The organism is Sphingomonas sp. P4_G3 (assembly GCF_056401105.1).
On the sequence record NZ_JBFUJZ010000004.1, the window covers coordinates 480,503 to 496,505 of the forward strand.

The 16,003-nt window shown below is 66.8% G+C and carries 15 protein-coding genes and 1 tRNA gene; 9 read left to right on the top strand and 7 right to left on the bottom strand.

The annotated features are described in order from the left end of the window. Positions 1 to 140: 140 nt before the first annotated feature. Positions 141 to 650, top strand: a complete 510-nt coding sequence (locus tag AC1DQQ_RS14100; protein ID WP_478030400.1) for a GAF domain-containing protein — start codon at positions 141 to 143, stop codon at positions 648 to 650. Here AC1DQQ_RS14100 and AC1DQQ_RS14105 read toward each other — a convergent pair. Next, entirely contained in the window at positions 626 to 1,042 is a 417-nt protein-coding gene (locus AC1DQQ_RS14105; RefSeq protein WP_478030402.1) for a hypothetical protein, read from the bottom strand. The genes AC1DQQ_RS14100 and AC1DQQ_RS14105 overlap by 25 nt on opposite strands. Positions 1,043 to 1,395: 353 nt before the next feature. Between AC1DQQ_RS14105 and AC1DQQ_RS14110 the strand changes: the two genes are divergently transcribed. Then, positions 1,396 to 1,905 carry a GAF domain-containing protein gene (locus tag AC1DQQ_RS14110; RefSeq protein ID WP_478045515.1) on the top strand — a complete coding sequence of 170 codons (510 nt, stop codon included), beginning with the start codon at positions 1,396 to 1,398 and terminating at the stop codon, positions 1,903 to 1,905. 25 nt (positions 1,906 to 1,930) lie between these two features. Here AC1DQQ_RS14110 and AC1DQQ_RS14115 read toward each other — a convergent pair whose 3' ends face one another. Beyond that, on the bottom strand, positions 1,931 to 3,862 hold the full coding sequence (locus tag AC1DQQ_RS14115; RefSeq protein WP_478045516.1) for a putative bifunctional diguanylate cyclase/phosphodiesterase: 1,932 nt from the start codon (positions 3,860 to 3,862) through the stop codon (positions 1,931 to 1,933). 162 nt (positions 3,863 to 4,024) lie between these two features. Here AC1DQQ_RS14115 and moaA point away from each other — a divergent pair, with 162 nt between their 5' ends. From moaA to AC1DQQ_RS14130, 3 genes are all read left to right on the top strand, one after another. Beyond that, positions 4,025 to 5,023 carry a GTP 3',8-cyclase MoaA gene (moaA, locus tag AC1DQQ_RS14120; RefSeq protein ID WP_478045517.1) on the top strand — a complete coding sequence of 333 codons (999 nt, stop codon included), beginning with the start codon at positions 4,025 to 4,027 and terminating at the stop codon, positions 5,021 to 5,023. Further along, entirely contained in the window at positions 5,020 to 5,784 is a 765-nt protein-coding gene (locus tag AC1DQQ_RS14125) for an NAD kinase (RefSeq protein WP_478030409.1), read from the top strand. Before moaA ends, AC1DQQ_RS14125 begins: the two co-directional genes overlap by 4 nt. Before the next feature lie 68 nt (positions 5,785 to 5,852). Beyond that, positions 5,853 to 5,927 (top strand) — tRNA-Asn (locus AC1DQQ_RS14130). A gap of 44 nt (positions 5,928 to 5,971) precedes the next feature. Here the strand turns inward: AC1DQQ_RS14130 and AC1DQQ_RS14135 are convergent. After that, entirely contained in the window at positions 5,972 to 6,364 is a 393-nt protein-coding gene (locus AC1DQQ_RS14135) for a MerR family transcriptional regulator (RefSeq protein ID WP_478045518.1), read from the bottom strand. 67 nt (positions 6,365 to 6,431) lie between these two features. On the opposite strand from AC1DQQ_RS14135, the gene AC1DQQ_RS14140 reads away from it, so the two are divergent. From AC1DQQ_RS14140 to AC1DQQ_RS14155, 4 genes are all read left to right on the top strand, one after another. Then, entirely contained in the window at positions 6,432 to 7,082 is a 651-nt protein-coding gene (locus AC1DQQ_RS14140; RefSeq protein ID WP_478045519.1) for a cation efflux transmembrane domain-containing protein, read from the top strand. Between the two features lie 83 nt (positions 7,083 to 7,165). Next, the gene (locus tag AC1DQQ_RS14145; protein ID WP_478045520.1) at positions 7,166 to 7,444 is read left to right on the top strand and encodes a hypothetical protein; all 279 of its coding nucleotides are present in this window, start codon (positions 7,166 to 7,168) and stop codon (positions 7,442 to 7,444) included. Between the two features lie 76 nt (positions 7,445 to 7,520). After that, positions 7,521 to 8,657 carry an efflux RND transporter periplasmic adaptor subunit gene (locus AC1DQQ_RS14150; RefSeq protein WP_478045521.1) on the top strand — a complete coding sequence of 379 codons (1,137 nt, stop codon included), beginning with the start codon at positions 7,521 to 7,523 and terminating at the stop codon, positions 8,655 to 8,657. 3 nt (positions 8,658 to 8,660) lie between these two features. Beyond that, complete coding sequence (locus AC1DQQ_RS14155) at positions 8,661 to 11,849, top strand: efflux RND transporter permease subunit (RefSeq protein WP_478045522.1); 3,189 nt, start codon at positions 8,661 to 8,663, stop codon at positions 11,847 to 11,849. A 208-nt stretch (positions 11,850 to 12,057) separates the two neighbouring features. Here AC1DQQ_RS14155 and AC1DQQ_RS14160 read toward each other — a convergent pair whose 3' ends face one another. The 4 genes from AC1DQQ_RS14160 to AC1DQQ_RS14175 form a co-directional block, all read right to left on the bottom strand. After that, positions 12,058 to 12,195: a hypothetical protein gene (locus AC1DQQ_RS14160; protein WP_478041060.1), complete on the bottom strand. Its 138-nt coding sequence runs from the start codon at positions 12,193 to 12,195 to the stop codon at positions 12,058 to 12,060. 146 nt (positions 12,196 to 12,341) lie between these two features. Then, a complete protein-coding gene (locus AC1DQQ_RS14165) occupies positions 12,342 to 13,181 on the bottom strand; it encodes an HAD-IIA family hydrolase (protein ID WP_478045523.1) in 840 nt (279 codons plus the stop codon). Further along, complete coding sequence (locus AC1DQQ_RS14170; protein ID WP_478045524.1) at positions 13,174 to 14,643, bottom strand: biotin carboxyl carrier protein; 1,470 nt, start codon at positions 14,641 to 14,643, stop codon at positions 13,174 to 13,176. Before AC1DQQ_RS14170 ends, AC1DQQ_RS14165 begins: the two co-directional genes overlap by 8 nt. Beyond that, the gene (locus AC1DQQ_RS14175; RefSeq protein ID WP_478041063.1) at positions 14,643 to 16,001 is read right to left on the bottom strand and encodes an acetyl-CoA carboxylase biotin carboxylase subunit; all 1,359 of its coding nucleotides are present in this window, start codon (positions 15,999 to 16,001) and stop codon (positions 14,643 to 14,645) included. The genes AC1DQQ_RS14170 and AC1DQQ_RS14175 overlap by 1 nt, the downstream gene beginning before the upstream one ends. Positions 16,002 to 16,003 lie beyond the last annotated feature (2 nt).

Here is a 16,003-nt window from a genome sequence, read left to right on the forward strand (position 1 = left end):
CCACGCTGACCATCGTCGCCAACGCGATGCGGATCGGCGTGCATTTGCGCGATCGATTGACCTGGCAAGAAATTGGTCCAAAAAGAATTAATCTTTACTCCCTGAACGTAACGCCAGGATTCGCGCGTGGGGTAGGAGCGATGGAGAAGACGGTCCGTTTCAAACGCTTGCGGCTCATGACCGCCGCGACCGAGGCACTGACGAAAGCCCAGTCGCTCGCCGAGATACTGGAGATATTACGGTCGCGCGCGCGCGCCATCCTGGGCAGTGACGGGGTGACAGTGGCGATGCGCGAGCGCGATCAGGTCCATTATGTCGGAGAGGATTCGATCGCGCCTTTATGGGCAGGGCGACGCTTTCCGATCGGTTCGTGCATCTCGGGCATTGCGATGACGCAGCGCCGGACGATCGTCATTCCCGACATCCGCGTCGATCTCCGCGTGCCGCTCGACGCCTATCTTTCGATCTATTTCGTCGGCCTGGCGATGGCCCCGATCGGTGTCGGCAAGCCAGTCGCGGCGATCGGCGCCTATTGGCGCAGCGGCCGCCCGATCGACGAGGACGCGTTGGTATTGCTCGACATGCTGGCCAAGGGCGCCAGCGCGCAATTCGAGCGGATCGTCGATCAGCGGATGAAGTGGGCGTCCTGAGGGCCGACAAGTTCGACCTCCTCTTCGCGTTCGAGGTCGATCTCGGCGAATTTCTCGCGGCGCATCGTGAAGATGCCGTGATGGCTCACGATTATCCAAGTGCCTGATATCTCGGTCGCGTCACTATTGATCTGGCCCGAATAGCGGACCGCATGCGCTAGCGCGCCACCGTCATATTGCTTCACGAACCGCAGTCCGGATCCGTTTCGGCTGCCACTGACGAAGGCCCGCCGCACGCCTGTTCCCCCGCTGGTATCGGGCTCGGTGATCGTTCCGGAGATCGCGCCGCCATCGTCGTCGAGCCGCGCGACGAAATTATTGGTATCGGCATAGCCCAGCGCGTCGTAGCGACCATACCAGACCCCGCCGAGATTCTGCGGATCCTCGCTCACACCGTGACCAGATCGGCAAGCGCCTGTCGAAAGGGCTGGCCAAGGCGGCGGGTTGAGCCCTGCCCGTCATGTCAGGTTTGTTCCGGCATCCAGGGAGCAACGGCAGTTTGATCTGCCGGGAGGACGATCGAGCCTCGGTACAAGTCCGGAGTGACGGCCGGGGACGAATTGGCTGTAGAAGCGATACCGTGACGAAACGAGTCCGCGACCGCGCGTTGATACCCGGTACGTCGTCCAACATTGGCGCGGCAGCGTACACCTGCGTGCTAGCCCATAACAAAAAATTGATCCAAAATGGACTAATCTGGACTTCTCCGAGCCTAACGCTAGGTTTTGCGCACGGGATAGGAGCCATGGGGAAGACGGTCCGTTTCAAGCGCTGGCGGCTGATGACCGCGGCCACCGAGGCTTTGATGCAAGCTGGCTCGCTTGCCGAGATATTGGAGGTATTGCGATCGGATGCCCGCGCGATCCTGCGCAGCGACGGCGTCACCGTGATCATGCGCGAGCGCGACCAGGTTCGTTATGTCGGCGAGGATGCCATCGCTCCCCTATGGACGGGTCAGCGCTTTCCGATCGGCTCGTGCATCTCGGGCATGGCGATGACCCAGCGCCGGACGATCGTCATTCCCGATATTCGCGCCGATCCGCGTGTGCCGCTCGACCTCTATCAGTCCACTTTCGTCTCCCGCGTGGCGATCGCCCCGATCGGCGTCGGGAAGCCGGTCGCGGCGATCGGCGCCTATTGGCGCAGCGGCCATCCGATCGACGATGACGCACTGGTGCTGCTCGACATGCTGGCCAAGGGTGCCGGGGCGCAACTCGAACGCATCGTCGATCAGGAGATGAAGACGGCGTCCTGAGGGCCGGCGGCTTCCGGCTCCGCGCTCACGCCGCGACCAGATCGGCAAGCGCAGCGCTGGTCAGCGGCTCGGCGCACAGAAAGCCCTGATAGTATTGGCAGCCTTCCTTGGCGAGCAGGTCGAGCTGTTCGGCGGTTTCGACGCCCTCGGCGATCACCGACAGGCCGAGCGACAAGGCCATTTCGATCACACCGCGCACGACGATGCGGTCGCGCGGCGATCCGCCGATGTCCTGCGCCAGCTTGCGATCGATCTTGAGGTAATCGAGCGGCAATGCCTTGAGATAGGCGAGGCTCGAATAACCGGTGCCGAAATCGTCGATCGCCACGCGGCAGCCCGCTTGCCTCAGCCCGGTAAGTAAAGTCGACGCCGCACCAAGATCGTCGATCAGGCCGCTTTCAGTGATCTCGACGGTCAGGCGCGACCGCGCGAATCCCGAAGCATCGATGCGGTCCAGCAGGATATCGGCAAAGCCTGGCCGCGCGATATCGGCGGCGGTCAGGTTGATCGACAGCCGCTGACCGGACAGCGTTTCGGGCCAGGCCGCCGCCCGGCTGAGCGCCAGCCGCTGGATATGGTCGGACAAGGCCAGACCCAAATCGGCGCGGTCGGCGGCGGCGAACAATTGATCGGCGCCGATCGCTCCGAAGCGCGGATGCTCCCATCGAGCGAGGGCTTCCACCCCGACGATCTTGCCCGTCGCGATCGCCACCTGGGGCTGGAACAGCACCGCGATCTCGTTGCTGTCGATCGCCCGGCGCAGATCGACCGACAAAGCCTCGGCGATCGCGGGTTCGTCGGCGATGCGGATCGTCGCGCCGTCGGACGCGCGCGCATCGTCCAGCGCGTCATTGGCGCGCCGCAACAGCGCCTCGACCGTTTCGTTCGCCCGCGCCGCGGCGACGCCCAGCCGCGCGCCGACGGCCACCAATGTGCCGTCGATCGCGAAAGGCCTCGCCAATGCTTCAGCGAGTGCCCCAGCCAGCGCTTCCGCGTCCGCCGCTTCCTCGAGCCCGACCAGGAATTCGGGGCCTTTTTGCCGCGCGACGATCTGGCGCTTACCGAGGGTCGTGCGCGCGACGCCGGCGATCCGCCTGACTGCCGCCCGGATCAGCGCGTCGCCGGCGGGGCGGCCATAACCGCTATTGACCAGATCGAAGCGGCTGAGCGCGATCAGGATCGCGCTGGCGCGTTCGCCACGCTGCAGACGGCGATCGAGCCATGCACGGGCCGCGCCGGCGTCGAACGCGCCTTCGATCGCCTCCTCGGTTTCCGCCGCCGCGTTGGGCGCGGTGCCGAGTTCCTCGATCAATCCGTGAACCCAGGGATCGCCCGTCGTCGCCTGGACATGATGGACCAGCCGCCCGACTCCTGGATGATCGTGCGCGAAGGCGGTCGCCCCGCCGCGGCCGACACGGCGGACTGCCGCCGCCGCTGCCGCGCGATCGTCGGGCGGCAGCGCGCGAAGCGCCGTACCGAGCGAGACCTCTTCGCCCAGATCGAGCCGTTTGCCCAAAGCGGGCGTCAAGCGCACGCGGCGCGTGCGGCGATTGTAGCGCCAGCCGAGCAGATCGACCGCGCGGCCGCGATCCCAATCGCCGGCGATCCGTTCGACGAAACGCCAGGCGAACCGCAGCGCCTGGGCGAATTCGAGCTCGGTGAACGGGCTGGCCAGGAAATGCGTCGCCCCGGCGGCGTGGAAGTCGCCCAGCGCGGCGACGTCGTCGCGAGACACCAGCACGAGCAAGGCACCACCGCGGACGCGCGCTGCCTCACCGAACGCCTTGGCGGCGGCAAGTCCTTCGCCGAGCGCCCCGCGAGCGTCGAGCACCGCCAAGGCTGCGCCGCTGCCGAGATACCGCCGTGCCGCTCCGTCGCCGCGCCGAGCAGCCACCACCCGCCATCCGGCCTCCGCCGCGATCGCCGACAATTCGCCGCGCTGCCTGAACGACAGCAAGAACAGGGAGTTTCCGGTTTGAGGATCGCTGGGGACCATTGCGCGCGGTTCTACGCATGCCGACGCGACTTCGCCAATCCGCAATCGGCCATGCGCAATCGGAACGCGCGCAGCTAATCGGGGTTGCCGCAGGGGGGACGACGCCCTAGCTGTTGAAGCACGATGGCGACCGCCCCCGCCTTGATCGACCGACATGGCCGCACGATCAGCTATCTGCGCGTGTCGGTGACCGATCGCTGCGACCTGCGCTGCCGGTATTGCATGAGCGAGGATATGCGCTTCCTCCCGCGCGAAGCGTTGCTCGAGCTCGACGAGATCGCCGTCATTGCCGAACGCTTTATCGCGCGCGGCGTGACCAAGATCCGGCTGACCGGCGGCGAGCCTCTCGTGCGGCGTGGCGTTATCGATCTCGCTCGGCGGTTGGGGCGGCAAGTCGGGAAGGGTCTCGACGAACTGACGCTGACGACCAACGCCACACGGCTGGCCGACTGTGCCGGGGATCTGCGGGCCGCCGGCATTCGGCGGATCAATGTCAGCCTCGACAGCCTCGATCCCGATCGCTTTCGCCACATCACCCGCCATGGCGATCTGTCGCGTGTGATCGAGGGCATTGCCGCCGCCAAGGCGGCGGGACTGGCGATCAAGATCAACATGGTCGCGCTCAAGGATCTCAATCAGGACGAAATTCCGGCAATGCTCGCCTGGTGCGTCGAGCAGGGTCATGATCTCAGCCTGATCGAAACCATGCCGCTGGGTGCGATCGACGAGGATCGCGCCGACCGGTTCGTGCCGCTGACCGCGGTGTTCGACGATCTGTCGCGGCGGTTCGACCTGATCCGCGACCCGCGATCGACCGGCGGTCCAGCACGCTATTGGCGCGTCGGCGCCAGCCCTACCCGATTGGGACTGATCTCTCCCCTCACCGCCAATTTCTGCGATGGCTGCAACCGCGTCCGGCTGACGACCGAGGGACGGCTCTATGCCTGTCTCGGCCATGACGATCAGGTGGATCTGAAGGCGGCATTGCGCACGGACGGGATGACTGGGCTCGATGCCGCGATCGACGAGGCGCTGGCGATCAAGCCCGCGCGCCACGATTTCCGCATCGCCGCCGGCGCCGCGCCCGCGGTCGGGCGGCATATGAGCGTGACCGGCGGATGAAGCGCGCGCTGGTCGCGTCGCCGACCCCACCCGCCCAGGCCGCCGAGCGCGAGCTGCGAGACAGCTACGAGTGGGTGCCCGTCGAACAGGCCGATCTGGTCGTCGCGCTGGGCGGTGACGGCTTCATGCTCCAGACGCTGCACGCGATGCTCGATCGGCGCGATCCGGTACCCGTATTCGGCATGAACCTGGGCACGGTCGGTTTCCTCATGAACGACTGGCGGCGCGACGGGCTCGACGCGCGGCTCGAGCGCACGCGTCCGTTCAAGGTCACGCCGCTTCAGATGACCGCGCGGACGATCGCTGGAGAGACGTTCGTCCACCCGGCGATCAACGAAGTCTCGCTGCTCCGCGAAACGCGCCAGACCGCCAAGCTGGAAGTCACGGTCAACGATCGCGTCGTGATCCCGGAACTGGCCTGCGATGGTATCCTGGCCGCGACGCCGGCGGGATCGACCGCGTATAATCTGTCGGCCAACGGCCCGATCCTCCCGCTCGGCTCGGCGATGATCGCTTTGACCCCGATCTCGGCCTTCCGCCCGCGGCGCTGGCGCGGCGCCATCCTGCCCGAAAAGGCGCGGATCACGCTCAAGGTACTCGAAGCGGCCAAGCGGCCGGTATCGGCCGTCGCCGACCAGCACGAGGTACGAGATGTCGCACAAGTCGATATCGCGATCGACCGTTCGCGCGAGCTGACCCTGCTGTTCGACCCCGAGCATGCGCTCGACGACCGCATCACCATGGAGCAGTTCGCCGCCTGAGGTTTTAACGGGAAATCAGGGGTTGCATCGTTAATGCGCGAAGGTATAGACGCGCGCTCCGGTGACGTTCCCTGATAGCTCAGCGGTAGAGCTCTCGACTGTTAATCGAGCGGCCGTAGGTTCGAATCCTACTCAGGGAGCCACCGCCGTAACGATCCGAGACGGGCAAATAATCCCGGACCTGCGTTCAGAGTGCTGGCGAGAGCGCCTCGATGATCCGACAGTCGGCAATAGTCGAGCCAGCACAGGTATCCAGGCGTCGAACCAGCTCACCGCGCAGCGCTTGCAGGTCCGCGAGCTTGCGGTCGATCTCGGCGACATGCGCGGTCGTGATCGCGTCGACTTCGGCGCAGGGCGCATCGCGGTCGTCCGCCAGATGCAGCAGTGTGCGCACCTGGTCGAGCGTGAAGCCTAGGTCACGCGAGCGGCGGATGAAAGACAGGCGCACAAGATGTCCCTGCTCATAGATGCGATAGTTGCTATCGCTGCGGGCAGGCGAGGGAATCAACCCCTCCGCCTCATAGAAGCGGATCGTCTCCACCTTGGTGCCAGTGGCCCGTGCGAGATCGCCAATCTTCATAGCTTGACCCTATAGTGGCTTCAGGGTGCATGGGTCCAGCCGCACACCGACGACTCGGGATCCACGCGTGGCCGACGAATGCTGCTCCAGGAAGGGTGACACGCTTGCCGCACTCGCCGCGAAGGCCGGGCAGCGGCGGGTGCTGGTCATCGTCATGGCCATCAACCTCGCGATGTTCCTCGTCGAGTTTGGCGGCGGTCTAGCCGCGCGATCCTCCGCGCTGATGGCGGATTCGGTCGACATGCTCGGCGATGCGCTCGTCTATGCGCTGAGCCTCTACGCGCTGCACCGCGGCCCCAGATGGGAAGCCGGTGCGGCGATCGCCAAGGGCGTGATCATTCTCGGGTTCGGCATGGTGGTGCTGGTCGAGATCGCCGACAAGCTCGCGCATGGCATTCCGCCGTCGAGCACGCTCATGCTTGCCTTCGGCTCCGGCGCACTCGCCGCCAATCTCCTCTGTCTGGGCCTGCTCTGGCGCTTCCGCGGCACCAATGTGAACATGCGCAGCACCTTCGAATGCTCGCGCAACGACGTCCTCTCGAACATCGGCGTCCTCGTCGCGGCTGGACTGGTGGCCGCCACCAGCGCGGCCTGGCCGGACGTTGCGGTGGGCACGGTCGTCGCGTTGCTGTTCCTGCGCTCGGCGTGGCGCGTGCTCGCTGAGGCGATCCCGGCATGGCGTGGCGCGCGGCCGCAACGCCCCGAGGCTTTGCGATGACAGCGCGATCGCTAACCGCTATCCGGGCATCGATGCTGCACCGTGCATGGCTCCTTCTCCTCTGCCTGCTCGCGTCGTCCCTGGTGGCGACGTCGACCGTACACGCACAGGAGAACTATCTAGCAGAGGCCGCCTGCAGCGAAATGGCGCATGTCGAAGGTGATGCGGACGAGACTCCCGCCGATAGCAGCCAGCCCTATCCCCATCAGCATGGCGCGTGCCACGGGCACAACGTCACGGCACCGGTCGCCTCTCTGGCGCTTCCGCCGATGCTGATCGCGCTCGATACGCCCAGGGCATCCGGCACATCGCGCCTCGCTCAAGGCATGGTCAGTCCAGCGCTCGAACCGCCACGCGCCTGATCCCGCGCGCCCGCGCACCCGCCCATCCTTGACGCTCGACCCGCGCGGACTTTCCGCCGGTCCTGGGAAGTTGCCCATGAAGCCCAATATCGCGGCCTTGCCGCTCCTGCTTGCCCTGGCCGCTTGCGGCGGCGCTAGCCAGCCCATTGAAAACAAGGCCGAGGCCGAAGCCAGCCATGGCGAGGAAGGCGTCGTTACCCTCACGCCTCAACAGATATCCACCGCAGGGATCGAAGTCGTCAGTCCGACGATCGGCGGCAACGGTGGCGCGATCGACCTGCCCGCGCTGCTGGCGAGCGATCCCCAAGCGACACGGATCGTCGCTGCCACCGTGCCAGGCCGCATCGTCGAGCTCCGCCGCAATCTCGGTGACAGTGTGACGCGCGGCGAGACGCTGGCAGTGCTGGAAAGCCGCGAGGCGGCGGGTCTTCAGGCCGAGGTGCAGCGCGCCGCCGCCGCCGCCGAGCTGGCGCGAACCACGCTCGCGCGCGACGAGGCTCTCTACGCCAAGGGCTTCCGACCCTTACGCGAAGTCGAGATCTCGCGCGCCGCCGCCAAACAGGCGAATGTCGCCCTGCAGCTCGCCCGCCAGCAGGTCGCCGCCAGTGGCGGGCGCGGCGGTAGCGACAACCGCATCGTCATCACCGCGCCGATTTCGGGGCGGGTCATCGCGCGATCCGCAATGCTCGGACAGAATTTCGCGGCGGATGCGTCCGAGACCGAACTGTTCCGCATCGCTCGTCTCGATCGGCTGAGCGTCACCCTTTCCTTATCCCCTGCCGATGCCGGACGCGTACGGCCGGGCATGACGGTCGCGGTCGCCGCACCGGGGCGCAGCCAATCGGCGCGGATCAGCTTCGTCTCGCCCGTGCTCGATGCCGAAACGCGCCAGGTGCCCGTCATCGCGATGCTGGACAATCGCAGCGGGCAATGGCGCGCCGGCGAGCCGGTCACCGCCTCGATCCAGCTGCCAGGCACGAGCGACGGCACGATCCGGGTCCCGTCGACCGCCGTGCAGACAGTGGAAGGCAAGACCGTCGTGTTCGTGCGCACCGGCACCGGCTTTCGCGCGGTTCCGGTCACGCTCGGGCGGCAGGACGGCGCGATGGTCGTGGTGACCAACGGGCTCACCGGCCGCGAGCGGATCGCCGCAGCCAACAGCTTCACGCTCAAGTCCGCGCTCGGTGCGGCCGAAGCCGGGCATGAGGACTGAGCCATGATCGACCGCATCGTCACATGGGCAGTCGACCGGCGCTGGCTGGTCCTGCTGCTCACTACCGTCGCCGCGATCATTGGCGGCATCTCGCTCGCACACCTGCCGATCGACGCGGTGCCCGACATCACCAACAACCAGGTCCAGGTGAATGTCCTTGCGCCCGCGCTGTCGCCCGAGTTGATCGAAAAGCAGGTGGCCTTTCCGATCGAGACCGCACTCGCCGGGATCAAGGGGCTGGAAAACACCCGCTCGCTTAGCCGCAACGGCTTCGTCCAGGTCACCGCGATCTTCTCGGATTCGACCGACATCTATTTTGCGCGCAGCCAGGTGCAGGAGCGGATGACGGCGGCACAAGAAGCGCTCCCCGCAGGCGTGAAGCCAGCAATGGGGCCGATCGCGACCGGCCTGGGCGAGGTCTATATCTGGACCCTGCGCTACGCCGAGCGCGCGCATGAACAGCATCGCCCCGGCGAGCCCGGGCTGCAGCCCGATGGCAGCTACATCACACCCGAAGGCGACAGGCTGGCGAGCGAGGCCGACAAGGCGACCTATCTCCATACCGTCCAGGACTGGATCGTCGCGCCGCAGATCAAGACGGTCGAAGGCGTCGCAGGCATCGACTCGCTTGGAGGCTTCGAGAAGGAATATCTCGTCGTCCCGGACGTCCAGCGGCTCGCCGCGTTGAAGCTGTCGCTGGCCGATCTCGCCGCCGCGCTCGAGCGCAACAATGTCGCGACCGGCGGCGGCACGGTGAACCGCAACGGCGAGGGGCTCGCCGTCCGCGCCGATGCACGCATTCGCAGTCTCGCCCAGCTGCGCGGCACGGTGATCGCGACACGCGAAGGCGTGCCGGTCACGCTCGATCAGGTCGCCGAAGCACGGCTCGGCCAGGGCGTCCGCATGGGCGCCGGTTCGGAGAATGGCCACGAGGTGATCACCGGCACCGCGATCATGCGGATAGGCGAGAACAGCCGCACCGTCTCCTCAGGGGTCGACGCCAAGCTCAGGGCGATCGCCCCTTCCCTGCCGCGCGACATCATGGTCGAGCCGGTGCTCGACCGCACCAGGCTGGTCAACGCCACCATCACGACCGTGGCAAAGAACCTCGCCGAAGGCGCACTGCTGGTCATCGTCGTGCTGTTCCTGCTGCTCGGCAATTTTCGGGCGGCACTGGTCGCGGCACTGGTGATCCCGATCACCATGCTGCTCACCGGTTTCGGCATGCTGCGGGTCGGCGTCTCGGCCAACCTGATGAGCCTCGGCGCGCTCGATTTCGGGCTGATCGTCGATGGCGCGGTGATCATCGTCGAGAATGCGCTCCGCCGCATCGCCGAGCGTCAGCACAGCGAGGGCCGAACGCTGGCCCTGGCGGAGCGGCTCGCCGTCGTCGCCGGCGCGGCGCGCGAGATGATCCGACCCTCGGTCTATGGCCAGGCGATCATCATCCTCGTCTATGTGCCGTTGCTGACCTTGAGCGGCGTCGAAGGCAAGACGTTCGAGCCGATGGCGCTGACCGTCATCATGGCGCTCGTCTTCGCGTTCATCCTCTCGCTCACCTTCGTACCCGCGGCGATCGCGGTCGCGCTGTCGCGCCCGGTCGAGGAGAAGGAAGGGAGCACAGTACGTTGGCTGCGGCGGCGCTATGAGCCCGGCCTCGACCGAGCGATGCAGCGGCCGAGCCTGACTATCGGCATCGCTGTCGGTGCGCTCGCGCTGGCCGGCGCCGCCTACACCACGCTCGGCCAGGAGTTCCTGCCGCAACTCGATGAGGGCGATGTCCTCGTCTCGGCCTTCCGCGTGCCGGGCACCTCGATCGAGCAAAGCCAGAAGATGCAGGCGCAGATCGAGCGCGCCCTTGCCGGCATGCCCGAAATCAAGACGGTCTTCTCGCGAACCGGCACCGCGGAAGTCGCATCAGACCCGATGCCGCCTAATGCCACCGACACGTTCATCATGCTCAAGGATCGGAAGGATTGGCCCGATCCTTCCGAAGAGAAAGCGGCGGTCGTCGAACGGATCGAGGCACGGCTCGCCCAGGTTCCCGGCCATGCCTATGAGGTCACGCAGCCGATCCAGATGCGGTTTAACGAGCTGATCGCCGGCGTGCGATCGGATGTCGCGATCAAAGTGTTCGGGGAGGACTTCGCCGAGATGAACGCGACCGCTGCCAACATCGCCGGCGTGCTCCGGCGCACGGCTGGTGCCGAGGACGTGAAGGTCGAGCAGACCGAGGGTCTGCCGATGCTCGACATCGCCTATGCCCAGGACCGCGCCTCGCGGGTCGGGGTCAGCGCGCAGGATGTCGCCGACACGGTCGCCACAGCGGTGGGCGGACGCGAGGCGGGCCGAATCTTTGAGGGCGACCGCAGCTTTCCAATCGTCATCCGCCTGGCCGACGCGGCGCGCGCCAATCTGGAGACGCTCGGTCAGACGCCCGTGCCGACACCTGGTGGCAACTTCGTCCCGCTCGCTTCGGTCGCCGATATCCGACTGATCGACGGCCCGAACCAGATCAGCCGCGAGAATGGCAAGCGGCGCGTGGTGGTGCAAGCCAATGTCCGCGGCCGCGACGTGGCGAGCGTCGTCGCCGATGCGAAAACGGCGATCTCAAGCGAGGTGCAGCTTCCCGCAGGCACCTGGCTTGAATGGGGCGGCCAATTCGAGAACCTGGCTTCCGCACGCGACCGGCTGGCCCTGGTGGTGCCGGCATGCTTCGTGCTGGTCCTGCTCCTGCTGTTCGGCGCGCTCGGCAACATGCGCGATGCCGGAATCGTGTTCACCGGCGTGCCGCTGGCGCTGGTCGGCGGCGTACTCGCGCTGGTGCTGCGTGGCATGCCCTTCTCGATCTCGGCTGCTGTCGGGTTCATTGCACTGTCGGGCATCGCGGTTCTCAACGGGTTGGTAATGCTGACCTCGATCCAGCAACTCGTGGCCGAAGGGCGCGATCGCGTGACCGCGGCACGGGAGGGCGCGCTTGCCCGGCTGCGTCCGGTGGCGATGACAGCGCTGGTGGCGAGCCTGGGCTTCGTACCGATGGCGCTCGGCCACGGCGCCGGCGCCGAGGTGCAGAAGCCGCTGGCAACGGTGGTGATCGGCGGGTTGATCAGCGCTACGCTGCTCACGCTCTTCGTGCTGCCGACGCTCTATACACGTTTCGGTAGCACGAGCCCCACAAGGTCCAATTCATAGCGGCCAGGCCGATGCGGCTATAGCTGTCGAGCGGCACGCTGATTTCCTTCGTGTTCTCCCGTAGAGAATTTCGAATGTGTTCCACGAACCGGAGCCATTTTCTGGTTTTGGGTGCTCTCGCGCCTGAATCCGCCCTCGCAAGGGTCTCGCGGTGAAAAATTTTCACTATTGTATTGAACGTCTTACGGTAGTTTTCTGAGATTGTCCCCTACGTGCAGTTCGATAGTAGAAGCGACAGGATCCGTTTGCGACCTTCCCGGTCGGCCTTCTGGAACATCCGCCTGGCGTCTTTGGCGACGCCGATCAGTCGAATCCCTTCGTCCAGATAGCCGTGATCGGCGTCCATGCGCCGTTCCAGCTCCCGAATGATCTTCCGCTCGTCCTGCTTGTAGTCGGCGATCAGCCAGCCGAAAATCGTCGTCGATATTGTCGATATAGGCCAGCTTCATGCGGTTGCGGATATCGTCCTGCTCGCCGCCAAACCGATCGGCGTCACAAGTCAGCGTGGCCCGATCCGAACAGCAATCGCGCCAGGTCGCCGACGCCGTTGACCACCAAATGTGCGCGCTGCGCCTCGGGCGCGGCGGCCCATTCTGCCGCGCTGGTCGTGCCGGTCGTGACGCCGATTCCGATCGCGCCGCCGGCGCGCGCCATGACCGTTTCCACTTTCGGGTCGTCACCGACCACCGCCACGCGATCGACCGGCACGCCAAGCCTGGCGGCGACAAAGCGCAAGGCGGCCTGCGACGGTTTGCCCGTCACCTCGGGTTCGATTCCGGTCACGCGCGCAACAGCGCCGCCGATCGCGCAACTATAGCCGAACGCGCGGCCCGATTTGCTGGCGAAGAAGGGAACATCCGACGCGCTGTAGAGCGCGGCGCCGTCGAGCACTGCCGCAGCGGCGGCGTGGATATGGTCCATCGTGCACTGCGGATGCCACGCGATATAGACCGCATCGGCATCGGAATCGCCAGGCGCACAGGTGGTGACGCCTTCCACCTCCAACGCCGCGACCACGCCGTCGGTGCCAAGCACCATGACCCGCTCCAGCCCGCGCGCCCTGAACAGGCCGGCGGCGACGCTGTTGGGCGTGAACAGCCGGTCGTCGGCGATCGGCAACCCGAGCGCGCGCAGCCGCGGCGCCTGCTCCGATGCGGGATAGGCGCTGCCGTTGGTCAGCGCGACGAACGGCATGCCCCGCCGATCGAGCTCGGCGAGCAGCTCGACCGCGCCCGGCAGCACTTGATAGCCGCCAAGCGCGCGGTCGCTCAGGATCAGCGTGCCGTCGAGGTCGAACATCACGCCGGCGGGCGCGGGAAATGCCTCAGTCACCGGCCGCCTCCAGCTCGAGCCGGAAGCCGGGTCGCTCGACCGTGACGCGCGTCAGGTCAGTCCGTGCGAGCAATTGCTCCACCAGCGCCATGACTGGCCGCACCGCCGGATCAAAATCGCGCGGCGCGGGGCCGGCGGCCTGCATCGCATCGATCATTGCCGCGGGCATGGTTGCACGGAGCAGGAATTCCTCGTCGGACAGATGCGCGCCGACCTTGCGGCGAAGGTCCGGCAGCGGCGCCATGGCCGGCTCCGCATCGAGTTCGCGCGCGCGCGGCGACGACAGGATGCGGTCCATCACTTGCGGATCGATCGGGCGATTGGGACGGCCGAACCGGCCAATCGCATAGCGGATCACCTCATCGGGGATCGTCGCATAGCGTTCGGCGCCCGTCACGTTCATCACCGCCTGGGTCTGCAGCATCTGCGCGAACGGCGTCATCACGATCGGCCAGCCCAGTTCCTCGCGGACGCGGCCGAGTTCCTCGATCACCGCGCCTTCGAGGTGCGGCACGCGGTGGTCGGCAAGGTGGCGGCGCATCGTGCCGACCATCCCGCCGGGCAATTGGTGGCGGACGTAGCCGGCATCATAGGCCATGGGCGCGCCGGTCGGCAGCCCGTCTGCGGCGGCGAGCGCGGCGAAATAGCGTGCGACCTCGGCCACCGCGTCATCGTCGATGGCAACCTCGTGCCCCGCCTCGCGCAAATTGCGTATAGTGCGCTCGATCGGCGGGTTGGACGTGCCGTCCGCCGCGCCGCCGCTCGCGCATTGCAGCGCCGATACGCCGAGCGCGGCGCTTTCGACATAGGTGCGGTCGGCCAGCCCGATCGTGCAATGCGCGTGGAGTTCGAGCGGCTTGTCGCCGATCTCCGCGATGATCGCCGGGATCAGCGTGCTCGCCCGCTCCGACGTCAACAACCCGCCCGGGTCCTTGATGTAGAGCGCGTCGATATCCGGGCTCGCCGCCATCGTCCTGGCCGCCTCGGCATAATGCGCGTCGTCGTGGATCGGGCTGAGCGTGAAGACCAGCGCGCCGATCACCTGGTCGCCGCCGCCCTGCTTGACCAGCCGCGCGGCGTCGACATTGGCCGCAGCGTCGTTCATCGGATCGGCGAGCGCGAAGCGGCGGATGCCGTTGCGCGCCAGCGTGGCGAAGGCGAGCGCCATGAAATCGGGGCTCGCGGTCTCCCACGAAATGAAGCGGAAGCCGGTCGAGAGGAACTGGAGCGGCGTGGTCGGGCAGGCCGCCGCCATCAGCCGGATGCGCTCCCACGGATCCTGCTGCTTGTAGCGCACCGCGACGCCCATATGGGTCGAGGTCGTGAAGTCGATCGCGGCATAGCCGGCACGCTCCATCACCGGCGCGATTGCGAGCGTGCGCGCGGTGTCGACGCCGAGCGCTCCCCACAGGCATTGGTTGCCGTCGCGCAGCGAGGTTTCGACGAGGCGGATGGCGGCCATCAGGCAGCAGCCTTCGCACGATCGAGGAAGCGGGCGAGAAAGCCGGTGTCGACACCGCCGCGTGCGAAATCGGGATCGGCGAGCACCGCCTGCTGGAAAGCGAGATTGGTCGCGACGCCCGCGATCCGCACATCCGCCAGGGCAGTCCTCAGACGCGCGAGTGCGGTAGCACGATCGGGCCCGTGCGCGATCACCTTGGCGATCATCGAATCGTAGAAGGGCGGGATACGCGCGCCGTCGACGATATGCGTGTCGACCCGGATGCCCTCGCCTGTCGGCCAGCGCGCTGCGGATATTGTACCGGGCGACGGCGCGAAATCATGCTCCGGGTCTTCGGCGTTGATGCGGCATTCGATCGCCGCTCCGTCGCACGCGATGTCGTCCTGGGCTATGTCGAGCCCACGGCCATCGGCGATCGCGATCTGCTCGGCGACCAGGTCGATGCCGGTCACCGCCTCGGTCACTGGATGCTCGACCTGGATGCGCGCGTTCATCTCGAGGAAGTAGAAGGCGTCGCGCGGGACGTCGTAGAGGAACTCGACCGTTCCCGCGCCACGATAGGACAGCCGCGCGGCGAAGCGGATCGCGGCGTCGTGCATCGCCGCGCGGGTCGCGGAGGGCAGGTGCGGCGCCGGCGTTTCCTCGACCAGTTTCTGATAGCGGCGCTGTACCGAGCAATCGCGCTCGCCGAGGTGGATCACACGGCCCTCGCCGTCGCCAAGCACCTGCACCTCGATATGTCGCCCGGATCGGACATACCGCTCGAGATAGACCCGTGCGTCGCCGAACGCGGCCTCGGCCTCGGCACTCGCCATGTCCATCGTCGCGGCGAGGTCCTCCGCTTGTTCGACCAGCTTCATGCCGCGCCCGCCGCCGCCGCCCGCCGCCTTGACCAGCAACGGCACGCCGATCGCCTCGGCCAGCCGGCGCGCTTCATCGGGAGAGGCCGCCGCGCCGCCCGGAATGATCGGCACCCCGGCCGCTTCGGCCGCGGCGCGCGCGCGCAATTTGTCGCCCACCGCCTCGATCTGGTCCGCGGTCGGGCCGATGAAGATGACACCCTCGGCTTCGCACAAGTTCGCCAGATCGGCGCGTTCTGACAAGAATCCATAACCAGGATGGATTGCGTCGCATGCGCTTCCCAGAGCTGCCTGGACTATAGTCTCGACGCGGAGATAGCTGAGCGCCGGTTGCGCCGGGCCGAGACACAGCACGCGATCGGCCATCTCGGCGCCAAGCGACGCGCGATCCGCCTCGGACACGCCGAGCACCGTTTCGATCCCGAGCGCACGGCACGTGCGCAGGATGCGGACCGCGATCTCGCCGCGATTGGCGACGAATATCCGCCGGATCGCCATGA

Coding starts and splice junctions, on each gene's coding strand:
- AC1DQQ_RS14150 (WP_478045521.1), top strand. CDS start 7,521: ATGAAGCCCAATATCGCGGCCTTGCCGCTCCTGCTTGCCCTGGCCGCT.
- AC1DQQ_RS14170 (WP_478045524.1), bottom strand. CDS start 14,643: ATGGCCGCCATCCGCCTCGTCGAAACCTCGCTGCGCGACGGCAACCAA.
- AC1DQQ_RS14160 (WP_478041060.1), bottom strand. CDS start 12,195: ATGGACGCCGATCACGGCTATCTGGACGAAGGGATTCGACTGATCGGC.
- moaA (WP_478045517.1), top strand. CDS start 4,025: ATGGCGACCGCCCCCGCCTTGATCGACCGACATGGCCGCACGATCAGC.
- AC1DQQ_RS14110 (WP_478045515.1), top strand. CDS start 1,396: ATGGGGAAGACGGTCCGTTTCAAGCGCTGGCGGCTGATGACCGCGGCC.
- AC1DQQ_RS14135 (WP_478045518.1), bottom strand. CDS start 6,364: ATGAAGATTGGCGATCTCGCACGGGCCACTGGCACCAAGGTGGAGACG.
- AC1DQQ_RS14100 (WP_478030400.1), top strand. CDS start 141: ATGGAGAAGACGGTCCGTTTCAAACGCTTGCGGCTCATGACCGCCGCG.
- AC1DQQ_RS14175 (WP_478041063.1), bottom strand. CDS start 16,001: ATGGCGATCCGGCGGATATTCGTCGCCAATCGCGGCGAGATCGCGGTC.
- AC1DQQ_RS14155 (WP_478045522.1), top strand. CDS start 8,661: ATGATCGACCGCATCGTCACATGGGCAGTCGACCGGCGCTGGCTGGTC.
- AC1DQQ_RS14125 (WP_478030409.1), top strand. CDS start 5,020: ATGAAGCGCGCGCTGGTCGCGTCGCCGACCCCACCCGCCCAGGCCGCC.